The organism is Pseudopedobacter sp. (genome assembly GCF_040392825.1).
Taxonomy (GTDB): domain Bacteria; phylum Bacteroidota; class Bacteroidia; order Sphingobacteriales; family Sphingobacteriaceae; genus Pseudopedobacter.
Window position 1 is genome coordinate 1 of record NZ_JBEBVH010000075.1, and the last position, 15,855, is coordinate 15,855.

Below are 15,855 nucleotides of genomic sequence, written 5' to 3' on the forward strand. Positions count from 1 at the left end.
AATTTTATTTTGAACACTAATGCTTTTCCTGCAAGTAATACCAACGAATTAAAAATTCAGCCTACGTTTACAAATCTCGCTGGGACAGGGACCCAGGATAATGTAAATACCAAAAGAGACAATCCGGGAGATCCAAATTATGTTCCTTATCTGACACCAAAAATAGGTGCTGATAAATGGACTCATTTATTACTTACTTACGAAACCACCACAGGTATTTTTAACATCTGGGCTGACGGGGTAAAAGTTGGGGCTTTTCCTAGTAGAGGCGTTGGAGCCGCTACTTTTAAGTCTCATGAGCCTAATGAAGTTATCATAGGAGGTAATTATAACGTTATTCCAGGTAAATCAGTAAATACTGATGCAAGTTTTGCCCCAATGACTGGCAGAATAGATGAACTGAAAATATGGAATATTGCATTAACTGATGCCCATATTAAAGCGATTTACAATTTAGGACTGCAAAAGAAATAAAATATATTGAAGACGGGTGCCAGCAAGAATAGTGCACCTGTCTTTAAATAATATCCGACTGCTGTTTATGAAATACTTTTTCCTTTTTTTAATATTTACTGCTTTTTCCTGTTCAAAAAAGGAGGCTCCTCAGATAAAAGACAGTTCAGTTTCTTTTACAATAGATGGGCAATATAACTGTACTTTAGAATATGCTGTAGGAATGCGACCAGCTATCGTATTTAATTTTACAGAAGCTGTTAAAGCAGACAATTTAGAGCAATATATCCATTTAAAAGAAGGAGATACCGAGGTAAGCGGAATTCAGTTAGATGTACAAGCAGAGTGGAAAACTATACAATTAGTACTGTTAAACGACTTAAAGTCATTTACTACTTACACTTTGAGTATTTCTGGTAATCTGCCCACAAAAAGTGAAGGTAAAATTGTAAATCCTTTAACTATAATACTTAATACAGGCTTAGATAATACAGATAAATTTCCGCGAATTACGGATGAGGAATTACTCACCTTAGTACAAAAACAGACATTTAAATATTTTTGGGATTTCGGACACCCGGTAAGCGGATTAGCAAGAGAGCGCAATACATCTGGTAATCTGGTTACCAGCGGCGGAAGTGGTTTCGGGATAATGTCGATTATAGTAGGGATAGAAAGAGGTTTTATTACTAAGCAGGATGGTTTTTCCAGGATCAGAAAAATAGTATCATTCCTTAAAAACGATGCACAAAAATTTCATGGAGCTTTTTCGCATTGGTTGGACGGAACTACAGGAGCGGCACTTAAGTTTAGTGAAAAAGATGATGGGGCAGATTTGGTAGAAACTTCTCTATTAATGCAGGGCTTAATCGTTGCTAAACAATATTTTAAAGCATCGGTAGCCGAAGAAACTCAATTAAGAAACGATATTTCTGAACTTTACAATAATGTTGACTGGAATTTCTTTAGAAAAGACGGTGGTAATGTATTGTATTGGCATTGGAGTCCGAATTTTAATTGGCAGATGAATCTACCGGTTAAAGGCTATAATGAATGTTTAATTACTTATATTCTGGCGGCAGGTTCTAAAACTTATGGTATCCCCAAGGCAGTGTATGATAATGGTTGGGCTTCCGGAACTAATTTTAGGAACGGAAGAACATATTATGGCGTTCAGCTACCCCTAGGTCCGGAAAAAGGCGGGCCTATGTTTCTGGATCATTATTCGTTTTTGGGAATTAATCCAAAAGGTTTATCTGATGCCTATGCTAACTATGAACAACAAACACGAGCACATGCTTTAATCAATTACAATCATTGCAAAGAAAATCCGAACAAATTTGCAGGTTACAGTGAGGAATGTTGGGGACTTACTGCCAGTGATATTAAAAATGGGTATACCGCAAGCTCGCCAACGAACGATAGAGGTTTTATAGCTCCAACAGCAGCAATTGCTTCTTTGCCTTATGTACCCGAGGAGTCTATGAAAGCTTTGCGTTTTTTTTATTACAAGTTAGGAGATAAGTTATTTAAAGAATACGGTTTTGTTGATTCTTTTTCAATACAGGAAAAATGGTTTGCATCGTCCTTTCTTGCGATAGATCAAGGGCCTATAATCATCATGATTGAAAATTACAGATCGGGTTTAATCTGGAATCTTTTTATGAGTAGTGACGAAGCAAAAGAAGGTTTAATAAAATTAGGATTTCAAAGTTCAAATTTATAGTGATGATGAATAAGTTTTTTTGGTATTTATTAGTGGGATCAATAATGTTGGTTTCCTGTAGCTCTTCAAAGAGTAATAGTACAAATAAACTGTCAGACGAAGAACTGATAGATGTGGTACAGAGGCAAACCTTCAGATATTTCTGGGAAGGGGCCGAACCAACTTCAGGTGCGGCAAGAGAGCGGATTCATATGGACGGAATATATCCGCAAGACGATAAGAATGTGGTGACCTCAGGAGCGACTGGCTTTGGGATAATGGCTATTATCAGTGCTATAGACAGAAATTATGTTTCCAGACAGGAAGGAGTGGAAAGATTGGACAAGATATTGAACTTTCTCAAGTATGCAGATAGATTTCACGGAGCCTGGCCACATTGGATGCATGGCGAAACCGGAAAAACAAAACCGTTTTCTAAAAAAGATGATGGTGGTGATTTAGTAGAAACAGCTTTTGTAGCACAAGGCCTTATCTGTGTAAAGCAATATTTTAAAGATGGAAGTGTCCAGGAGCAGGCTTTATCAAAATTAGCAGATGAGCTTTGGAAAGGAATAGATTTTAAATGGTATACCAAAGGTGAAAATGTTCTTTATTGGCATTGGAGCCCCAATTATGGTTGGGAAATGAACTTTCCGATACATGGATACAACGAGTGCCTGATCATGTATGTTTTAGCAGCGGCTTCTCCTACATATGGTGTAGATGCTGTAGTTTATCATGAGGGTTGGGCAGAAAATGGAAAAATAAAAGCAAATGCTGAATACAAAGGAATCCCTTTGCACATAAGACATCAAGGCGACCCGACAGGGGGACCATTATTCTGGGCACATTATTCTTATCTGGGTTTAAACCCAAAAGGCTTAAAGGATGCTTATGCAGATTATGGTGCGGAAAATACGAACCAGGCATTAATCAATTACCAGTGGTGTGTGGATAATCCGCTAAATTATAAAGGTTATAGCGAGAATAGTTGGGGTTTAACGGCAAGCTATTCTGTAAAAGGTTACGCGGGACATGCGCCAAATGCACATAAAGATTTAGGTGTAATAGCACCAACAGCAGCCCTGTCATCAATTGTTTATACGCCTCAACAATCCATTGCAGCCATGAGAAATTGGTACGAAAATAAAAAAGACAAGCTATGGGGTGAATATGGTTTCTACGATGCTTTTAGCGAAACAGCAGATTGGTATCCACAAAGGTATTTGGGCATAGACCAGGGACCAATAGTAGTCATGTTGGAGAACTATCGCAGCCAACTTTTATGGAAACTTTTTATGAGTGATAGCGATGTTCAATCGGGATTGGACAAATTAGGATTTCAGTATACAAAATAGAGCGAGGAAGAAGAATAATAAAAAGATTATGGGTTTTTTGGGAAAAAGTGTAATAGCAGGAATGAGTATTGTGTTTTTGGCAGCCTGTACGCCAAAAATAGTACAACAGGATAAATCGTCGTCAACCAAGGTAAATTCAGAAATGTATAGATTTATCTCCAGCCTGATGTCTAAGATGACGATTGAAGAAAAGATTGGCCAGTTGAATTTATTGACGGGAGGAGATGCTGTAACAGGAACTACGGTAAACTCTAACATCGAACAGAAGATAAAAAATGGTGAAGTAGGAGGGTTCTTTAGTTTATCCACACCTCAAAAAATTCGTAAAGCGCAAGAATTGGCGGTAAAGGAAGCCAGACTAAAAATTCCATTGATTTTTGGAATGGACGTTATTCACGGCTATAAAACTACGTTTCCTATTCCACTAGGTCTGTCTTGCAGCTGGGATATGAATTTGATTCAGAAAACAGCCAGAATAGCAGCAGAGGAAGCCAGTGCAGATGGTCTAAACTGGACGTTTTCTCCGATGGTAGACGTTTCCAGAGATCCAAGATGGGGGCGTGTATCTGAAGGAAACGGAGAAGACCCATTCCTGGGAGCAGAAATTGCAAAAGCAATGGTAAAAGGTTATCAGGGAGACGATCTTTCTAAAGCAAATACCATTATGGCTTGCGTAAAACATTTTGCTTTATATGGTGCGTCTGAAGCTGGAAGAGATTATAATACCGTAGATATGAGCCGGCAGAGAATGTATAATGAATACTTGTTGCCTTATAAAGCTGCGGTTGATGCCGGAGTGGGAAGTGTGATGACATCATTTAATGAGATAGATGGTATCCCAGCGACGGCAAACAAATGGTTGGTTACCGATTTACTGAGAAATGACTGGAATTTTAAGGGTTTTGTTGTTACAGATTATACAGGTATTAACGAGATGGTTGATCATGGTTTTGGTAATTTACAGGAAGTTTCGGCTAAAGCTTTACAAGCAGGTGTTGATATGGATATGGTAGGCGAAGGTTTCCTGACGACGTTAAAAAAATCTTATCAGGAAGGTAAAATCTCTATGCAAGAGATAGACCGCGCATGTCGTTTAGTACTAGAAGCAAAATATAAGCTGGGACTTTTTGAAGACCCGTTTAAATATTGTGATGAAGAAAGGGCAAGAACTCAGATTTATACTTCTGAAAACTTGAAATTCGCTCGTGAAGTAGCAGGAAAAAGTTTTGTTCTGTTAAAAAATAATGAGGTTTTACCGTTAAAAAAACAAGGAACTATTGCGTTAGTAGGACCTTTAGCCAACACGCGTGAGAATATGCCCGGAACCTGGAGTGTTTCCACTGATTTGAGCAAGGCGATCTCTGTAAAAGAAGGACTGGAAAATATTTTGGGATCCCGAGCTAAAATCCTTCATGCCATGGGAACTAATCTTTTAGATGATGCGGAATATCAAAAGAGAGCAACTATGTTCGGAAGAGATATTCCGCGTGATAATAGAAGTAACGAAGTCATGTTAAAAGAAGCGGTTAATCTGGCGAAAAAATCGGATGTAATTGTTGCCGCTTTGGGCGAAAGTTCCGAAATGAGCGGAGAAAGTTCCAGCCGTACAGATATTAAAATTCCCCAAAATCAGCAAAAGTTATTGGAAGAACTGGTTAAAACAGGCAAACCTGTGGTTTTGGTATTATTTACGGGAAGACCATTAGATTTAACATGGGAGAATCAACATGTTCCCGCTATATTGAATGTTTGGTTTGGAGGTTCGCAAACAGGAAATGCAATTGCAGATGTTTTATTTGGAGATGTTAATCCTTCAGGAAAGCTGAGTATGACATTCCCGCAGAATGTAGGGCAGATACCATTATATTACAACCATAAAAATACTGGCAGACCGTTGGAAGGACCATGGTTCCAGAAATTTAGATCTAATTATTTAGATGTTACCAATGAACCACTTTATCCTTTCGGATATGGTTTGAGTTACACAAAATTCGATTTTTCAGAGCCCAGACTAGATAAAGACAATTTTAAAGCGGGAGAAAAAGTACAACTGTCGGTTACACTTAGTAATAGGGGTAAATTTGATGGAGAAGAAGTGGTACAGCTTTATATCAGCGATATGGTGGGCAGTGTTACGAGACCTGTGAAAGAGCTAAAGGCTTTCCAGAAAGTGTTCCTGAAGTCTGGTCAGAGTAAAGAAGTTAAATTCGAAATTACCGAAGACATGCTTAAATTTTATAATTCGGAATTGCAATTTGTATCAGAACCCGGAGAGTTTAAAGTATTTGTAGGAAATAGCTCTTCCAGCGTAAAGGAAGCTAAGTTTAGACTGAATTAATAATGAAAATTATCAAAGTATTCTTCCTCTTTTTTGTGTTGAGCCCTTTTATAGCGCAGGCGCAGCACAAAGGACTTTTTCAAAGCGAACTATTTGTATTAAAAAATGATACACTGCCTTTAAGGGTTTTATATCCAAAAGGGTTCGATCAGAATAAAAAATACCCATTAGTCATATTTTTACATGGCAGAGGTGAGTCTGGCAACGATAACCAAAAACAGCTTACCCACGGAGCAAAGCTTTTTTTAGACAGTGTGAATAGAACAAAATTCCCTGCCATTGTGGTATTTCCCCAATGCCCATCAGATAGTTATTGGGCCAACGTGAAAATTGAAACAGACAGTAAAGGGAAAAGACATTTTTTCTTTAGGAAAGGCGGAAAACCAACCGAAGCTATGTCGCTTTTACTCGGGTACTTTAAACAGGTAGAAAAGAAAAGTTATGTAGATAAAGATAGGATTTATGTAGCAGGGCTTTCTATGGGAGGGATGGGAACATTTGAGTTCTTACGAAGGAAGTCAAATAAAGTAGCTGCTGCATTTGCAATTTGCGGAGGGGACAATGTAGCAAACGTAAAAAAATATGCCAATAAAGTGAAACTCTGGATTTTTCATGGTGAACAGGACGATATTGTATCTCCTCAATTCTCAAAAGATATCATTACAGAATTACAGCGATTGGGTGCTAAACCAAGATATACGTTTTATCCTCAGGCAAATCATAACAGTTGGGATCCTGCCTTTACGGAAAAAGATTTATTGCCATGGCTTTTTAGTCAGCGAAGAAAATAATGTATAGCTTCTGACTAGAATGCGTGTACTTCTTCGTTTTAAAAGATTATAATTATATTTATGTTAAAGGGAAACGTTTTTGGTATGCAAAAGATTACTATTGAAATAAAAAGTAAAAGTGAAATGCTTCTTAAAATTCTTGATGCTGTAGGTATTCCTTATTCAGATGCAGAAAACCCTAGCCCAGGTGGCGATAAATGGTTTCTGGATCCAGAAAATATTAAAACGCTAAAAAAAGGAATTGAAGACACCAAAGCTGGCCGTGTTACCAGTATTAAGGATGTGGACAATATATGGGAAAGTATTTTATAGAGATTTCAAAAGAGGCTAAAAAGCACTTGCTTCCCAGCATAAAGCAGGTAATACAGCAACTCTAAGAAAAATTGAACAAATATTCATTGAATTGTCTGAAACACCATATGACGGTAATGGTCAACCTGAATTACTAAAATATAATTATTCTGGATATTGGTCCAGGAGAATTAATCGTAAAGATAGAATTATCTATTAAAGTTTTCGAAGAAAAAGTTACTGTCACCATTGTCTCCGCTAAAGGCCACTATGATAATAAATAATATAGGTTCCTTATAAAATCAAAGTAATTCCGGTTTAATCTTATCCTTAAACTTTTCTGCAAATTTCAAGACTTTAGGTTGAATAACTGCTAAGCAATAAGGCTGGCTGCGGTTATTTACATAATAATTATGGTGATAATCTTCGGCAACATAGAATTCGCCGACAGGACTTATTTCTGTCACTATCGGACTATCAAAAACCTTTTCTTTATTAAGTTGAGCAATCATTGCTTCTGCTTGTTGTTTCTCTTCTTCAGAAGTATAAAAGACTACCGATCTGTACTGAGTACCAATATCATTTCCCTGTCTGTTCAATGTAGTGGGATCATGCGTCTTGAAGAAAATGAGCAATAATTCTTCAAACGAAACCAGCTCAGGATTATAAGTAATCTGAATAACCTCAGCATGTCCGGTTTCTCCTGTACAGACATCTTTATAGGTTGGATGAGGAGTTTTACCTCCCATATATCCGGGCTTTACTTCGGTTACACCTTTTAAAGTAGTGAAGATTACTTCTGTACACCAAAAACAGCCTCCGCCGAAAGTTGCTGTTTTATATGTTGACGTGTTTTCCATAAGTGCAAAATGTTTGAATAGAATATTTATACAAAAATAGGAATATTGATATAGTTATTTAAGCTTTTATAATTTGAAAAAGATTATTTATGAATTTCTGGTTTTCAGAATGAAAAAAGATCTACTTTAAATAGGTTTTATAGGGGCTTTCTTCGGGACTCCTTCGGGTCAAGTCCACTATATCAGTGGACTTGACCCGAATAATCCTGCTCTAATAATATAATAATGGGTTTTTTGATGTGTTACTTTTATTAAAAATGAACAAAAAAATAAAATACTATAGATATTATTTAAAATAGGCTGATTCCCCGTTATACTAATTAAAAACACAGATAACCCGATATATAACAAGGTGTGTTTACAGGTTAAATCTGTAACAGTAAGGAGAGAGCTAAAACCTCTGTCAGTAAACAAGATATTTAGTACCTAGTTGTTTGTTGGGGCGATGGTAATTTTTGGAGTTTCTATAGGTGCGCGCATTTGTTTTCTTGGTGGATTAATGGCTGTAGATTTGCCTCCAAAACAAGCTGGGGGTGCGGCGTTGGGAGTTGTAGGCGTTGCAAGTTATATAGGTGCGGGTTTGCAGGATATTATCAGCGGAACATTAATAGAAAAAGGAAAAAGCTTAGTGTGGGGGAACAAAGGAGGAAGAGATTAGTATTCGAGATTTATTGTTAAAATGTATATTACCCCAATATCATTCTTACATCAAGAGGTAATTAAATTTAAAAACTCTTTTTAGTCCTTGTCCTATGATGCAAATTTCATTTTTATGTCATAATCAAAAATTCTGCTTTTTATGATTAAGTACCTGTACTGCAGAAAATACTTATAAAAACCGGGGTTTATTCTGTGTAAAACCTATCAATCTTTCGTTTCAAACCGAAATTGAATAATAAAATCTCTTTTGCTAACATAGTTTGTATAATACCAATGTAACATGGGGATTTTTATTAAGGATAATACATAAGAAAAAAATTGTTAAACGATATTACTGCATTTTTACACCCCTTTTAATACTAAATAGTCCAGCAAATACAGTTTAACTGTATATTTTAAAGTATAAAATAGGGTACATAAGTTATAATTTCTATGCAATTGTCGGCAGTGAGGTAAAAGTAATGCAGACAGGTTGAAATAGCCCAATTTTTAGTTTTTTCTAAAAAAAATATATTTGTAGCAATTGAGTTATTTATGCAACGCATTATTGGAATATTTTTATGCATCATACTGTTTGGCTTTCTCCTCAGAGATAGTATAAGTATGTCTTTGCAAAAGGATATTGACAATAGTTACGTTTTGGCCGATACCGACAATGGAGCCACAGAAGAAGACAATGATTCGGGAAGGTTTTTTGAGGAAGAATTTATAGTGATGCCTGCCAAGAATATCCATATATATAAAAGGATACAAAAGAGCAATTGCTTCTTTGAAGAGAATTTGACTGATGTACATATAACGCTTCATTACCCCCCTCCCAACTGTTAATTTAACGCTGGATTTTTAGAATCTTATAGCTTATTTTGAGTGACACAAGTCGTGTTTTTTAAAAAAATAGCCGGCAGTCCAACTCAAAAATATAATCCAGATTCTCTGGACTAAAAGCATAAACAAAATATAAGCTTGTTTAAGCAGACTGATTACAAATACATTTATTCATGATTTAAATTAAAGAACAATGCAAAAATTGATTTCAAGATTATATTTAGGATTAGCATTATTATTGTCGGCACAAATTTCTAAAGCCCAATCTTTAACAGAGAAAGAACTTAAGGTAGATATCAATAAAATAGAAAACTCCACTTCAAAACTAAAAACTTTACAGCCGGTTACTTTTAAATATAATATAGATAAATACAAACATTTAAAACTACCAAAAGGAGATCAATATGGCTTTTTGGTGGAAAATGTAGAACAAGTGTTTCCAGCTATGGTTTACGAATCGTCTTCGGTTTATAATATTAATAAAGGAAATACTAAGGTGGCTAAATATAAAGAGGTCAATAAAGATGATCTGATTCCTATTTTGGTTGAGGCGCTAAAAGAACAACAAGAACAGATAGATGCCTTGAAAAAAGAACTACAGGAACTTAAATCCAAAAGAGGTTAATGAAATAGGAAGGCACCCGAATAAGGGTGCTTTTTTGTTGGCATTACTTCGCAATATGTGGATTTTGTTTAATTTAGACGCTTAATTTTACGGAAGTAATGGTAGTTGTAATACAGTGTAAAGACAAAGTTGGTCTGGTTGCAGATATAGCAAGTGTAATGGCCCGGTTTGGAGTAAATATTCTTACAATGAAAGAATATGTTGATATTAATGAAGGTATGTTCTTTGCAAGATTAGTAATAGAGCCTTTTAATGATATCGTGGTATTACAAAACGCATTGCAGCAAGCTCTTCCTTCTGATGCTTTAGTAAAAGTAAATCCCGAGCCGGAAAAGAAGATTGTTGTACTGGTTACCAAAGAATATCACTGTTTAAGTGATATATTAATCCGTAATCATTTTAAAACTTTAGGTGCTACAGTAGAAGCTGTAATTGGAAATTACGCTGACTTAGCTAATATTTGCGAACGTTTTGATGTGCCATTTTACGAAATATCTCATGAAGGAAAAGATAAATCAACATTTGAGCATGAGATCAAAAAACGGCTGGCCAATCATAAATTTGATTATATGGTGCTGGCGAAGTTTATGAGGATCCTTTCTCCAGATTTTGTGGCCTCTTATCCTTATCAGATTATCAATATACACCATTCCTTTTTGCCAGCATTTATAGGAGCAAGCCCGTATAAACGAGCATTTCATAGAGGAGTAAAACTAATTGGAGCAACCGCCCATTTTGTAACGGATGATTTAGATGAAGGACCAATTATTGTTCAGAAGACTATTCCGGTAGATCATACTTATTCAGTATCAGATATGGTTAGGGCAGGAAAAGAAATTGAAACTTCTGCCCTGGTAAAAGCATTACACTTTGTATTTGAAGATAAGGTATTTGTTTTCAATAATAAGACCGTTGTTTTTGAATAAATTGCAGTTTTGGTATTGGTGTGTTTAAAGAGAGATTAAGTCTAATCGTAAGATATGAAGAGAAAAGGCAGCACCTCTGCAGTGAAAGATAATATTAAGATGATATTGGAGGAAAACCTCCGGTTATCAAATAATCTCAATTTTGATGATGTATTTTCGTTGTTAGAATATATCAAAGCAGCTGATAGAGTTTTTGTTAAAGGTGTTGGCCGTTCTGGTTTGGCACTAAGTGGGTTCGCTATGCGATTGATTCATTTGGGATTTAAGGCGAGTATAGTTGGCGAGATTACAGCGCCGGCAATTTTCGGGGGAGACTTATTGATAGTTGCATCTGGTTCGGGAACTACGCAGTCGGTAGTTAAAGCAGCACAAAAAGCAAAGTCAGAAGGTGCAAAAGTAGTGTGTTTTACAACTGACAGTAATACTGAAATCACTAAGGTTTCTGACCAGGCAATTCTTTTACCTGCTTCCAGTAAATATGATTATGGGGAAGAGGTTTCTAAACAATATGCCGGAACATTGTTTGAACAGGCTCTATCTTTAGTTTGTGATGCAACATTTCATACATTATGGAAAGAGAGCCAGCAGGAGCCGCAAATAATGTTCAAAAGACATGCTAATTTAGAATAAAGAAAACATATTAGCAGGCCTTTTTAATAGTTGCCCAGATTATTTACCGGTTTAGCAGATACTACGCTGTCTACCACAAATTCACTGGTACCCCGCCATGGTAAAGCATGAAAATATTCTTTATAATGCAATTCTAAATAAGAGCCAGCATTATTATTCAGGATGTCTGCCACCTTTTTATCAGTTACAGAAAATCTGAATTCATTGGAGCTTATTCCTCCGGCAGTCCCAGGTCTGATACCAGACTGAATTAATCGTCCTTCATAGGTTTTAAAAAGGTAGCCTTTCTTTACAAAATAATTTAACTGTCCAGCTTTAACACCCTCGCCGAAAACAAAATAATATCTGTAGTAAAATAATCCGGCTGCTATTACAATTATAACAGTAATGAAGTAGAAAAGAATTCTGCTTTTCTTTTTAGGCGGGGGGGTAGTGGTATTTTCCATTCTGTGCAGGCTTTTCTATCAAACACAGAATGGTATATATTTGTTTTATAGATTGCTTTTCATCTTTTTAAGCAAATTCTCTATTATTCTTGGGAAATGTAGGTGTTCTAGCTGCTGCCCTTTAAACTTTATCATCTCCAGGTCATCATTCGGTTCAATTCTGAATTTAGCCTGATAAATGATTTCCCCTTCATCGAAATGCTCATTAACAAAATGGATGGTGATACCAGACTCCGGATCTTTATTTGCCAGTACGCTTTTATGAACGTAATCGCCATACATTCCCTTTCCTCCATACGCGGGAAGTAAAGATGGATGGATATTAATAATTTTATTAGGAAAGGCTTCTAATAGATTCTTTGGGATTAGCCATAAAAAACCAGCCAGAACAATAAGGTCTATTTGTAAATTTTTTAGGATTTTGATGATTTCATCTGTATCTCTAAATTCTGTTCTGTCAAAGATATGAGTCGGGATTTCAAAATTGTCGGCCCGCTGTAGCACATAGGCTTCCGGATTGTTACTTAAAACTATAGCAACCTCTGCTTCGTCACTTTTTTTAAAGTGCTCCATTATCTTTTGGGCGTTAGAACCCGATCCAGAGGCGAAAATTGCAATTCTCTTCTTCAAAATTCTATTTTTATTTCAAATATATAATTTTCGTTAACAATGTTTGATTATTCTTTGTAAAGATGTAAGAAATGTGCATATTTCCAGCTTAAAATTATAAATCTGATAATTTAAGAGTATATATTACTGTGTAAATTAGTAAATTCTAAATAATTGATGTTTTTGGTGAGTTTAATTTAATAAAATTCATTTTTCATTGATAAAATCGTATTTTTGGCGCACCAAAAAATAAAACTGTTAAAATCATGCTTGAAAATAACAACTCGTTAAACATTATCAAGGCGAGGAATGCTTCTGAACCTGAGTTTTTACAGGCGGTAACAGAAGTTGCTGAGTCTGTGCTACCTTACATCGAAAAACATCCTATTTACAAAAACAATAAAATATTCGAAAGAATAGCAGAACCAGAGCGTGTAATCATGTTTAGAGTGCCTTGGGTTGATGATAAAGGCGAGATTCAAGTAAACAGAGGATACCGTATTCAAATGAATAGTGCAATTGGCCCTTATAAAGGAGGCTTGCGTTTTCACCCTTCTGTTACTTTAAGTGTATTGAAATTCTTAGCTTTTGAGCAAGTTTTCAAAAATAGCTTGACAGGACTTCCAATGGGTGGTGGTAAAGGAGGTTCTGATTTTGATCCAAAAGGTAAATCTGATAATGAAGTTATGCGTTTTTGTCAAAGCTTCATGACCGAGTTATCTCGTCATATCGGTGCAAACCTGGACGTTCCCGCTGGTGATATTGGCGTAGGTAAACGCGAAATAGGTTACTTATTTGGTCAATATAAAAGATTACAAAACGAATTTACCGGTGTATTAACAGGTAAAAGTATCGAGTGGGGTGGTAGCCAGATAAGACCAGAAGCTACGGGTTACGGATTGGTTTATTTCGTAGAAGAAATCTTCAAAACACAAGGAAAAAGTCTATTAGGAAAGACTGTAGTTATTTCCGGTTCTGGAAATGTGGCGCAGTTTGCTGCAGAAAAGTGTATCCAACAAGGGGCTAAAGTGTTAACGATGTCTGATTCTGCGGGTTATATCTACGATCCGGAAGGCATTGACTTAGCTAAATTAGAATATATTAAGAATTTAAAAGATAATCTAAGAGGTAGAATAAAACAGTATACTAACGATTATCCTCAGGCACAATATTTTGAGGGCGAAAAACCTTGGGGTATTAAATGTGATATCGCTTTACCTAATGCAACACAAAATGAGTTAGGGGGTGAAGATGCAGCAAAATTAATTGCTAATGGTTGTTTCTGTGTAGCGGAAGGTGCTAATATGCCTTGTACACCAGAAGCGGTTCAGGCTTTCAATACAGCAAAAGTATTTTATGCTCCGGGTAAAGCTGCTAATGCTGGTGGTGTGGCAGTTTCTGGTTTGGAAATGGCGCAAAATTCATTACGTTATAACTGGTCCAGAGATAAGGTAGATGCTAAATTGAAAGAAATTATGCATGACATTCACGCAATCTGTGTGAAATACGGAACAGAAGAAGATGGACACGTAAACTATGAAAAAGGTGCTAACATCGGTGGTTTTGTGAAAGTTGCTGATGCAATGATTGCTCAAGGTGTAGTTTAATCAATCACGATAAACAAATTAAGAAGGCCTTTCTGCGAAAGCAGAGAGGCCTTTTGCTTATTTTATAGCTCCGAAAGCAGCAAAACAGGAGTTTTTATGTAGAATTTCTACATGTCTGAAACCTACCTCTCTAAGTAAGTTAGTTTGGAAAAGTACAGAACGCGGACTATCTTCTTTTGCTATATAATCAAATACATGCTGTTTATATTCCGTCCCGCCCAGCTTTTCAAGAAATTCTCCATAATTTCTTTCGAATAACTGTTGTATAGAAGGTATGTCATGAGAAATCAGGTCACATATCCAAAAGCTCCCATTAGGTTTTAAAGAAGAATATATTTTTTTAAATACCGAATACCAGTCTTCATCAGTTCTTAGATGGTGTAATACTGCCCCTGCCATAACAATACAATATTTATTTTCCTCAATCGGTAATTCTAAAATATCGCCCTGAATAGTTTCAATATCCCCGGTCGTTAGCTCACTTATCCTTTCATTGGCCTTATTAAGCATAGGAAAGCTCAGATCAATTAATGTACAATTCAGATTAGGTATTTTTTGAAGCGTTTTGATAGTGTAGTTCCCTGCACCACAGCCAATATCTAATAGTCTTTTAGCATTAGGTACCGTAGTCTTAGCTGCATCTGTAATTAACTCCAAACACAGTTTTGCATCAATCACTGTTTCCTGTCCGGTATCCAGATTAGAAAACCGTTCTACATTTTTGTCAAACCGTTCTCTGATTTCATTTATAGATAATTTTTCCATATCGTGGTTTTTTAAAGCTTGCGATAGAACGAAATTAAGACTGTGTATGATATTTTGAAAATATTAAATTTGTCAATTAATGATTCTTATTAGGTATCAATATGGAGTTAAGACATTTATTGTATTTTAAATCGGTTGCCGAAGAATTACATTTTAGGAAAGCCGCAACTAAACTTTTTATTTCTCAGCCTCCGTTAAGCAGGCAAATTAAAGAATTAGAAGAAGAACTTGGAGTTGTTCTGTTTGAGCGGAACAACAAAAAAGTTAGTTTGACAGATGCAGGTTTATACTTTAAGAAAGAAGTAGATAAACTGTTTAATAATTTAGCAGAAAGTAGAAATGTGGTTAAACAAATTCACCAGGCAATTAGTGGCGAATTAAGGATCGGTTATATTAGTTCTACTTTCCATGAACATTTAATTGCTGTACTAAAGCAAATGTTAGATGTATATCCATATGTGAAAACAAAATTATACGAAGTCCCTTCAGTGAAACAGATAGTTGCATTAGAGGAAGGGAAGCTTGATATAGGTATTATCAGGGCTCCGGTAAATTCCGAAAAGCTAAATGTGAGGCATTTATTTATGGACCCGTTTGTTTTAGTCAGCAAAGAACCTATAGGTTATAAAACTTATGCAGAGTTAAAACGCTGCTTGGAAGATAAACCGTTTGTTTTTTTTAATCGGGATTATGCACCGCATTTTTATGGAAAGCTTACAGAGATATGCGGTAGAATTGGTTTTATGCCAGAGGTAACTCATGAGGCAAACAACGTACACTCAATTCTTCAACTAGTAGTGAAAGGAATGGGAGTTTCAATATTGCCGAAATCCTCTATAGATCAATATAACTATCTTGATGTTTGTTTAACTTCATTGGATATGGATTATATATCTACGGAGGTAGTGGTTGTTAGCAATTTTTCAAATGAAAATTCTCTAATAGGTTGGTTTATAGGTAAATATA

Annotated in this window: 18 protein-coding genes; 14 read left to right on the forward strand and 4 right to left on the reverse strand. The window is 35.9% G+C overall.

The window, feature by feature from the left end; translation table 11 throughout:
- The 7 genes from ABWO41_RS07325 to ABWO41_RS07355 form a co-directional block, all read left to right on the forward strand.
- Positions 1 to 474, forward strand: a 474-nt coding sequence (locus tag ABWO41_RS07325) for a LamG-like jellyroll fold domain-containing protein (RefSeq protein ID WP_353135723.1), incomplete at its 5' end; no start/stop codon positions are given.
- A gap of 67 nt (positions 475 to 541) precedes the next feature.
- On the forward strand, positions 542 to 2,179 hold the full coding sequence (locus tag ABWO41_RS07330; RefSeq protein WP_353135726.1) for a glucoamylase family protein: 1,638 nt from the start codon (positions 542 to 544) through the stop codon (positions 2,177 to 2,179).
- 5 nt (positions 2,180 to 2,184) lie between these two features.
- Positions 2,185 to 3,516, forward strand: a complete 1,332-nt coding sequence (locus tag ABWO41_RS07335; protein ID WP_502945637.1) for a glucoamylase family protein — start codon at positions 2,185 to 2,187, stop codon at positions 3,514 to 3,516.
- A 28-nt stretch (positions 3,517 to 3,544) separates the two neighbouring features.
- Complete coding sequence (gene bglX / locus ABWO41_RS07340) at positions 3,545 to 5,854, forward strand: beta-glucosidase BglX (protein ID WP_353135732.1); 2,310 nt, start codon at positions 3,545 to 3,547, stop codon at positions 5,852 to 5,854.
- 2 nt (positions 5,855 to 5,856) lie between these two features.
- Positions 5,857 to 6,645, forward strand: coding sequence for a carboxylesterase family protein (locus tag ABWO41_RS07345; RefSeq protein ID WP_353135735.1), 789 nt, complete (start codon positions 5,857 to 5,859; stop codon positions 6,643 to 6,645).
- A gap of 60 nt (positions 6,646 to 6,705) precedes the next feature.
- Positions 6,706 to 6,957, forward strand: a complete 252-nt coding sequence (locus tag ABWO41_RS07350) for a DUF2683 family protein (protein ID WP_353135738.1) — start codon at positions 6,706 to 6,708, stop codon at positions 6,955 to 6,957.
- Positions 6,958 to 7,048: 91 nt separating this feature from the next.
- Complete coding sequence (locus ABWO41_RS07355) at positions 7,049 to 7,156, forward strand: type II toxin-antitoxin system YoeB family toxin (protein ID WP_353135741.1); 108 nt, start codon at positions 7,049 to 7,051, stop codon at positions 7,154 to 7,156.
- Between the two features lie 82 nt (positions 7,157 to 7,238).
- On the opposite strand, the gene msrA is transcribed toward ABWO41_RS07355, so the two are convergent.
- Complete coding sequence (msrA, locus tag ABWO41_RS07360) at positions 7,239 to 7,796, reverse strand: peptide-methionine (S)-S-oxide reductase MsrA (RefSeq protein ID WP_353135744.1); 558 nt, start codon at positions 7,794 to 7,796, stop codon at positions 7,239 to 7,241.
- Between the two features lie 445 nt (positions 7,797 to 8,241).
- Between msrA and ABWO41_RS07365 the strand changes: the two genes are divergently transcribed.
- The 5 genes from ABWO41_RS07365 to hxlB all read left to right on the forward strand — a co-directional run bounded on the left by ABWO41_RS07365 (position 8,242) and on the right by hxlB (position 11,462).
- On the forward strand, positions 8,242 to 8,454 hold the full coding sequence (locus tag ABWO41_RS07365) for a hypothetical protein (RefSeq protein WP_353135747.1): 213 nt from the start codon (positions 8,242 to 8,244) through the stop codon (positions 8,452 to 8,454).
- A gap of 605 nt (positions 8,455 to 9,059) precedes the next feature.
- Positions 9,060 to 9,284 carry a hypothetical protein gene (locus ABWO41_RS07370; RefSeq protein WP_353135750.1) on the forward strand — a complete coding sequence of 75 codons (225 nt, stop codon included), beginning with the start codon at positions 9,060 to 9,062 and terminating at the stop codon, positions 9,282 to 9,284.
- A gap of 190 nt (positions 9,285 to 9,474) precedes the next feature.
- A complete protein-coding gene (locus ABWO41_RS07375; RefSeq protein ID WP_353135753.1) occupies positions 9,475 to 9,906 on the forward strand; it encodes a tail fiber domain-containing protein in 432 nt (143 codons plus the stop codon).
- 98 nt (positions 9,907 to 10,004) lie between these two features.
- Entirely contained in the window at positions 10,005 to 10,832 is an 828-nt protein-coding gene (gene purU / locus ABWO41_RS07380; RefSeq protein ID WP_353135756.1) for a formyltetrahydrofolate deformylase, read from the forward strand.
- 54 nt (positions 10,833 to 10,886) lie between these two features.
- Entirely contained in the window at positions 10,887 to 11,462 is a 576-nt protein-coding gene (gene hxlB / locus ABWO41_RS07385; protein WP_353135759.1) for a 6-phospho-3-hexuloisomerase, read from the forward strand.
- 23 nt (positions 11,463 to 11,485) lie between these two features.
- Here hxlB and ABWO41_RS07390 read toward each other — a convergent pair whose 3' ends face one another.
- Both ABWO41_RS07390 and purN read right to left on the reverse strand, forming a co-directional pair.
- Positions 11,486 to 11,908 (reverse strand): hypothetical protein, encoded by a 423-nt coding sequence (locus ABWO41_RS07390; protein ID WP_353135762.1) that lies wholly within the window; start codon positions 11,906 to 11,908, stop codon positions 11,486 to 11,488.
- A 45-nt stretch (positions 11,909 to 11,953) separates the two neighbouring features.
- Complete coding sequence (gene purN / locus ABWO41_RS07395) at positions 11,954 to 12,538, reverse strand: phosphoribosylglycinamide formyltransferase (RefSeq protein ID WP_353135765.1); 585 nt, start codon at positions 12,536 to 12,538, stop codon at positions 11,954 to 11,956.
- A gap of 245 nt (positions 12,539 to 12,783) precedes the next feature.
- Between purN and gdhA the strand changes: the two genes are divergently transcribed.
- Positions 12,784 to 14,124, forward strand: a complete 1,341-nt coding sequence (gene gdhA, locus ABWO41_RS07400) for an NADP-specific glutamate dehydrogenase (RefSeq protein WP_353135768.1) — start codon at positions 12,784 to 12,786, stop codon at positions 14,122 to 14,124.
- A 57-nt stretch (positions 14,125 to 14,181) separates the two neighbouring features.
- Here the strand turns inward: gdhA and ABWO41_RS07405 are convergent, their stop codons facing one another.
- Positions 14,182 to 14,889 carry a class I SAM-dependent methyltransferase gene (locus ABWO41_RS07405; RefSeq protein ID WP_353135771.1) on the reverse strand — a complete coding sequence of 236 codons (708 nt, stop codon included), beginning with the start codon at positions 14,887 to 14,889 and terminating at the stop codon, positions 14,182 to 14,184.
- Positions 14,890 to 14,990: 101 nt separating this feature from the next.
- Here ABWO41_RS07405 and ABWO41_RS07410 point away from each other — a divergent pair.
- The coding region (locus tag ABWO41_RS07410; protein WP_353135774.1) for a LysR family transcriptional regulator at positions 14,991 to 15,855 on the forward strand (865 nt) is incomplete at its 3' end.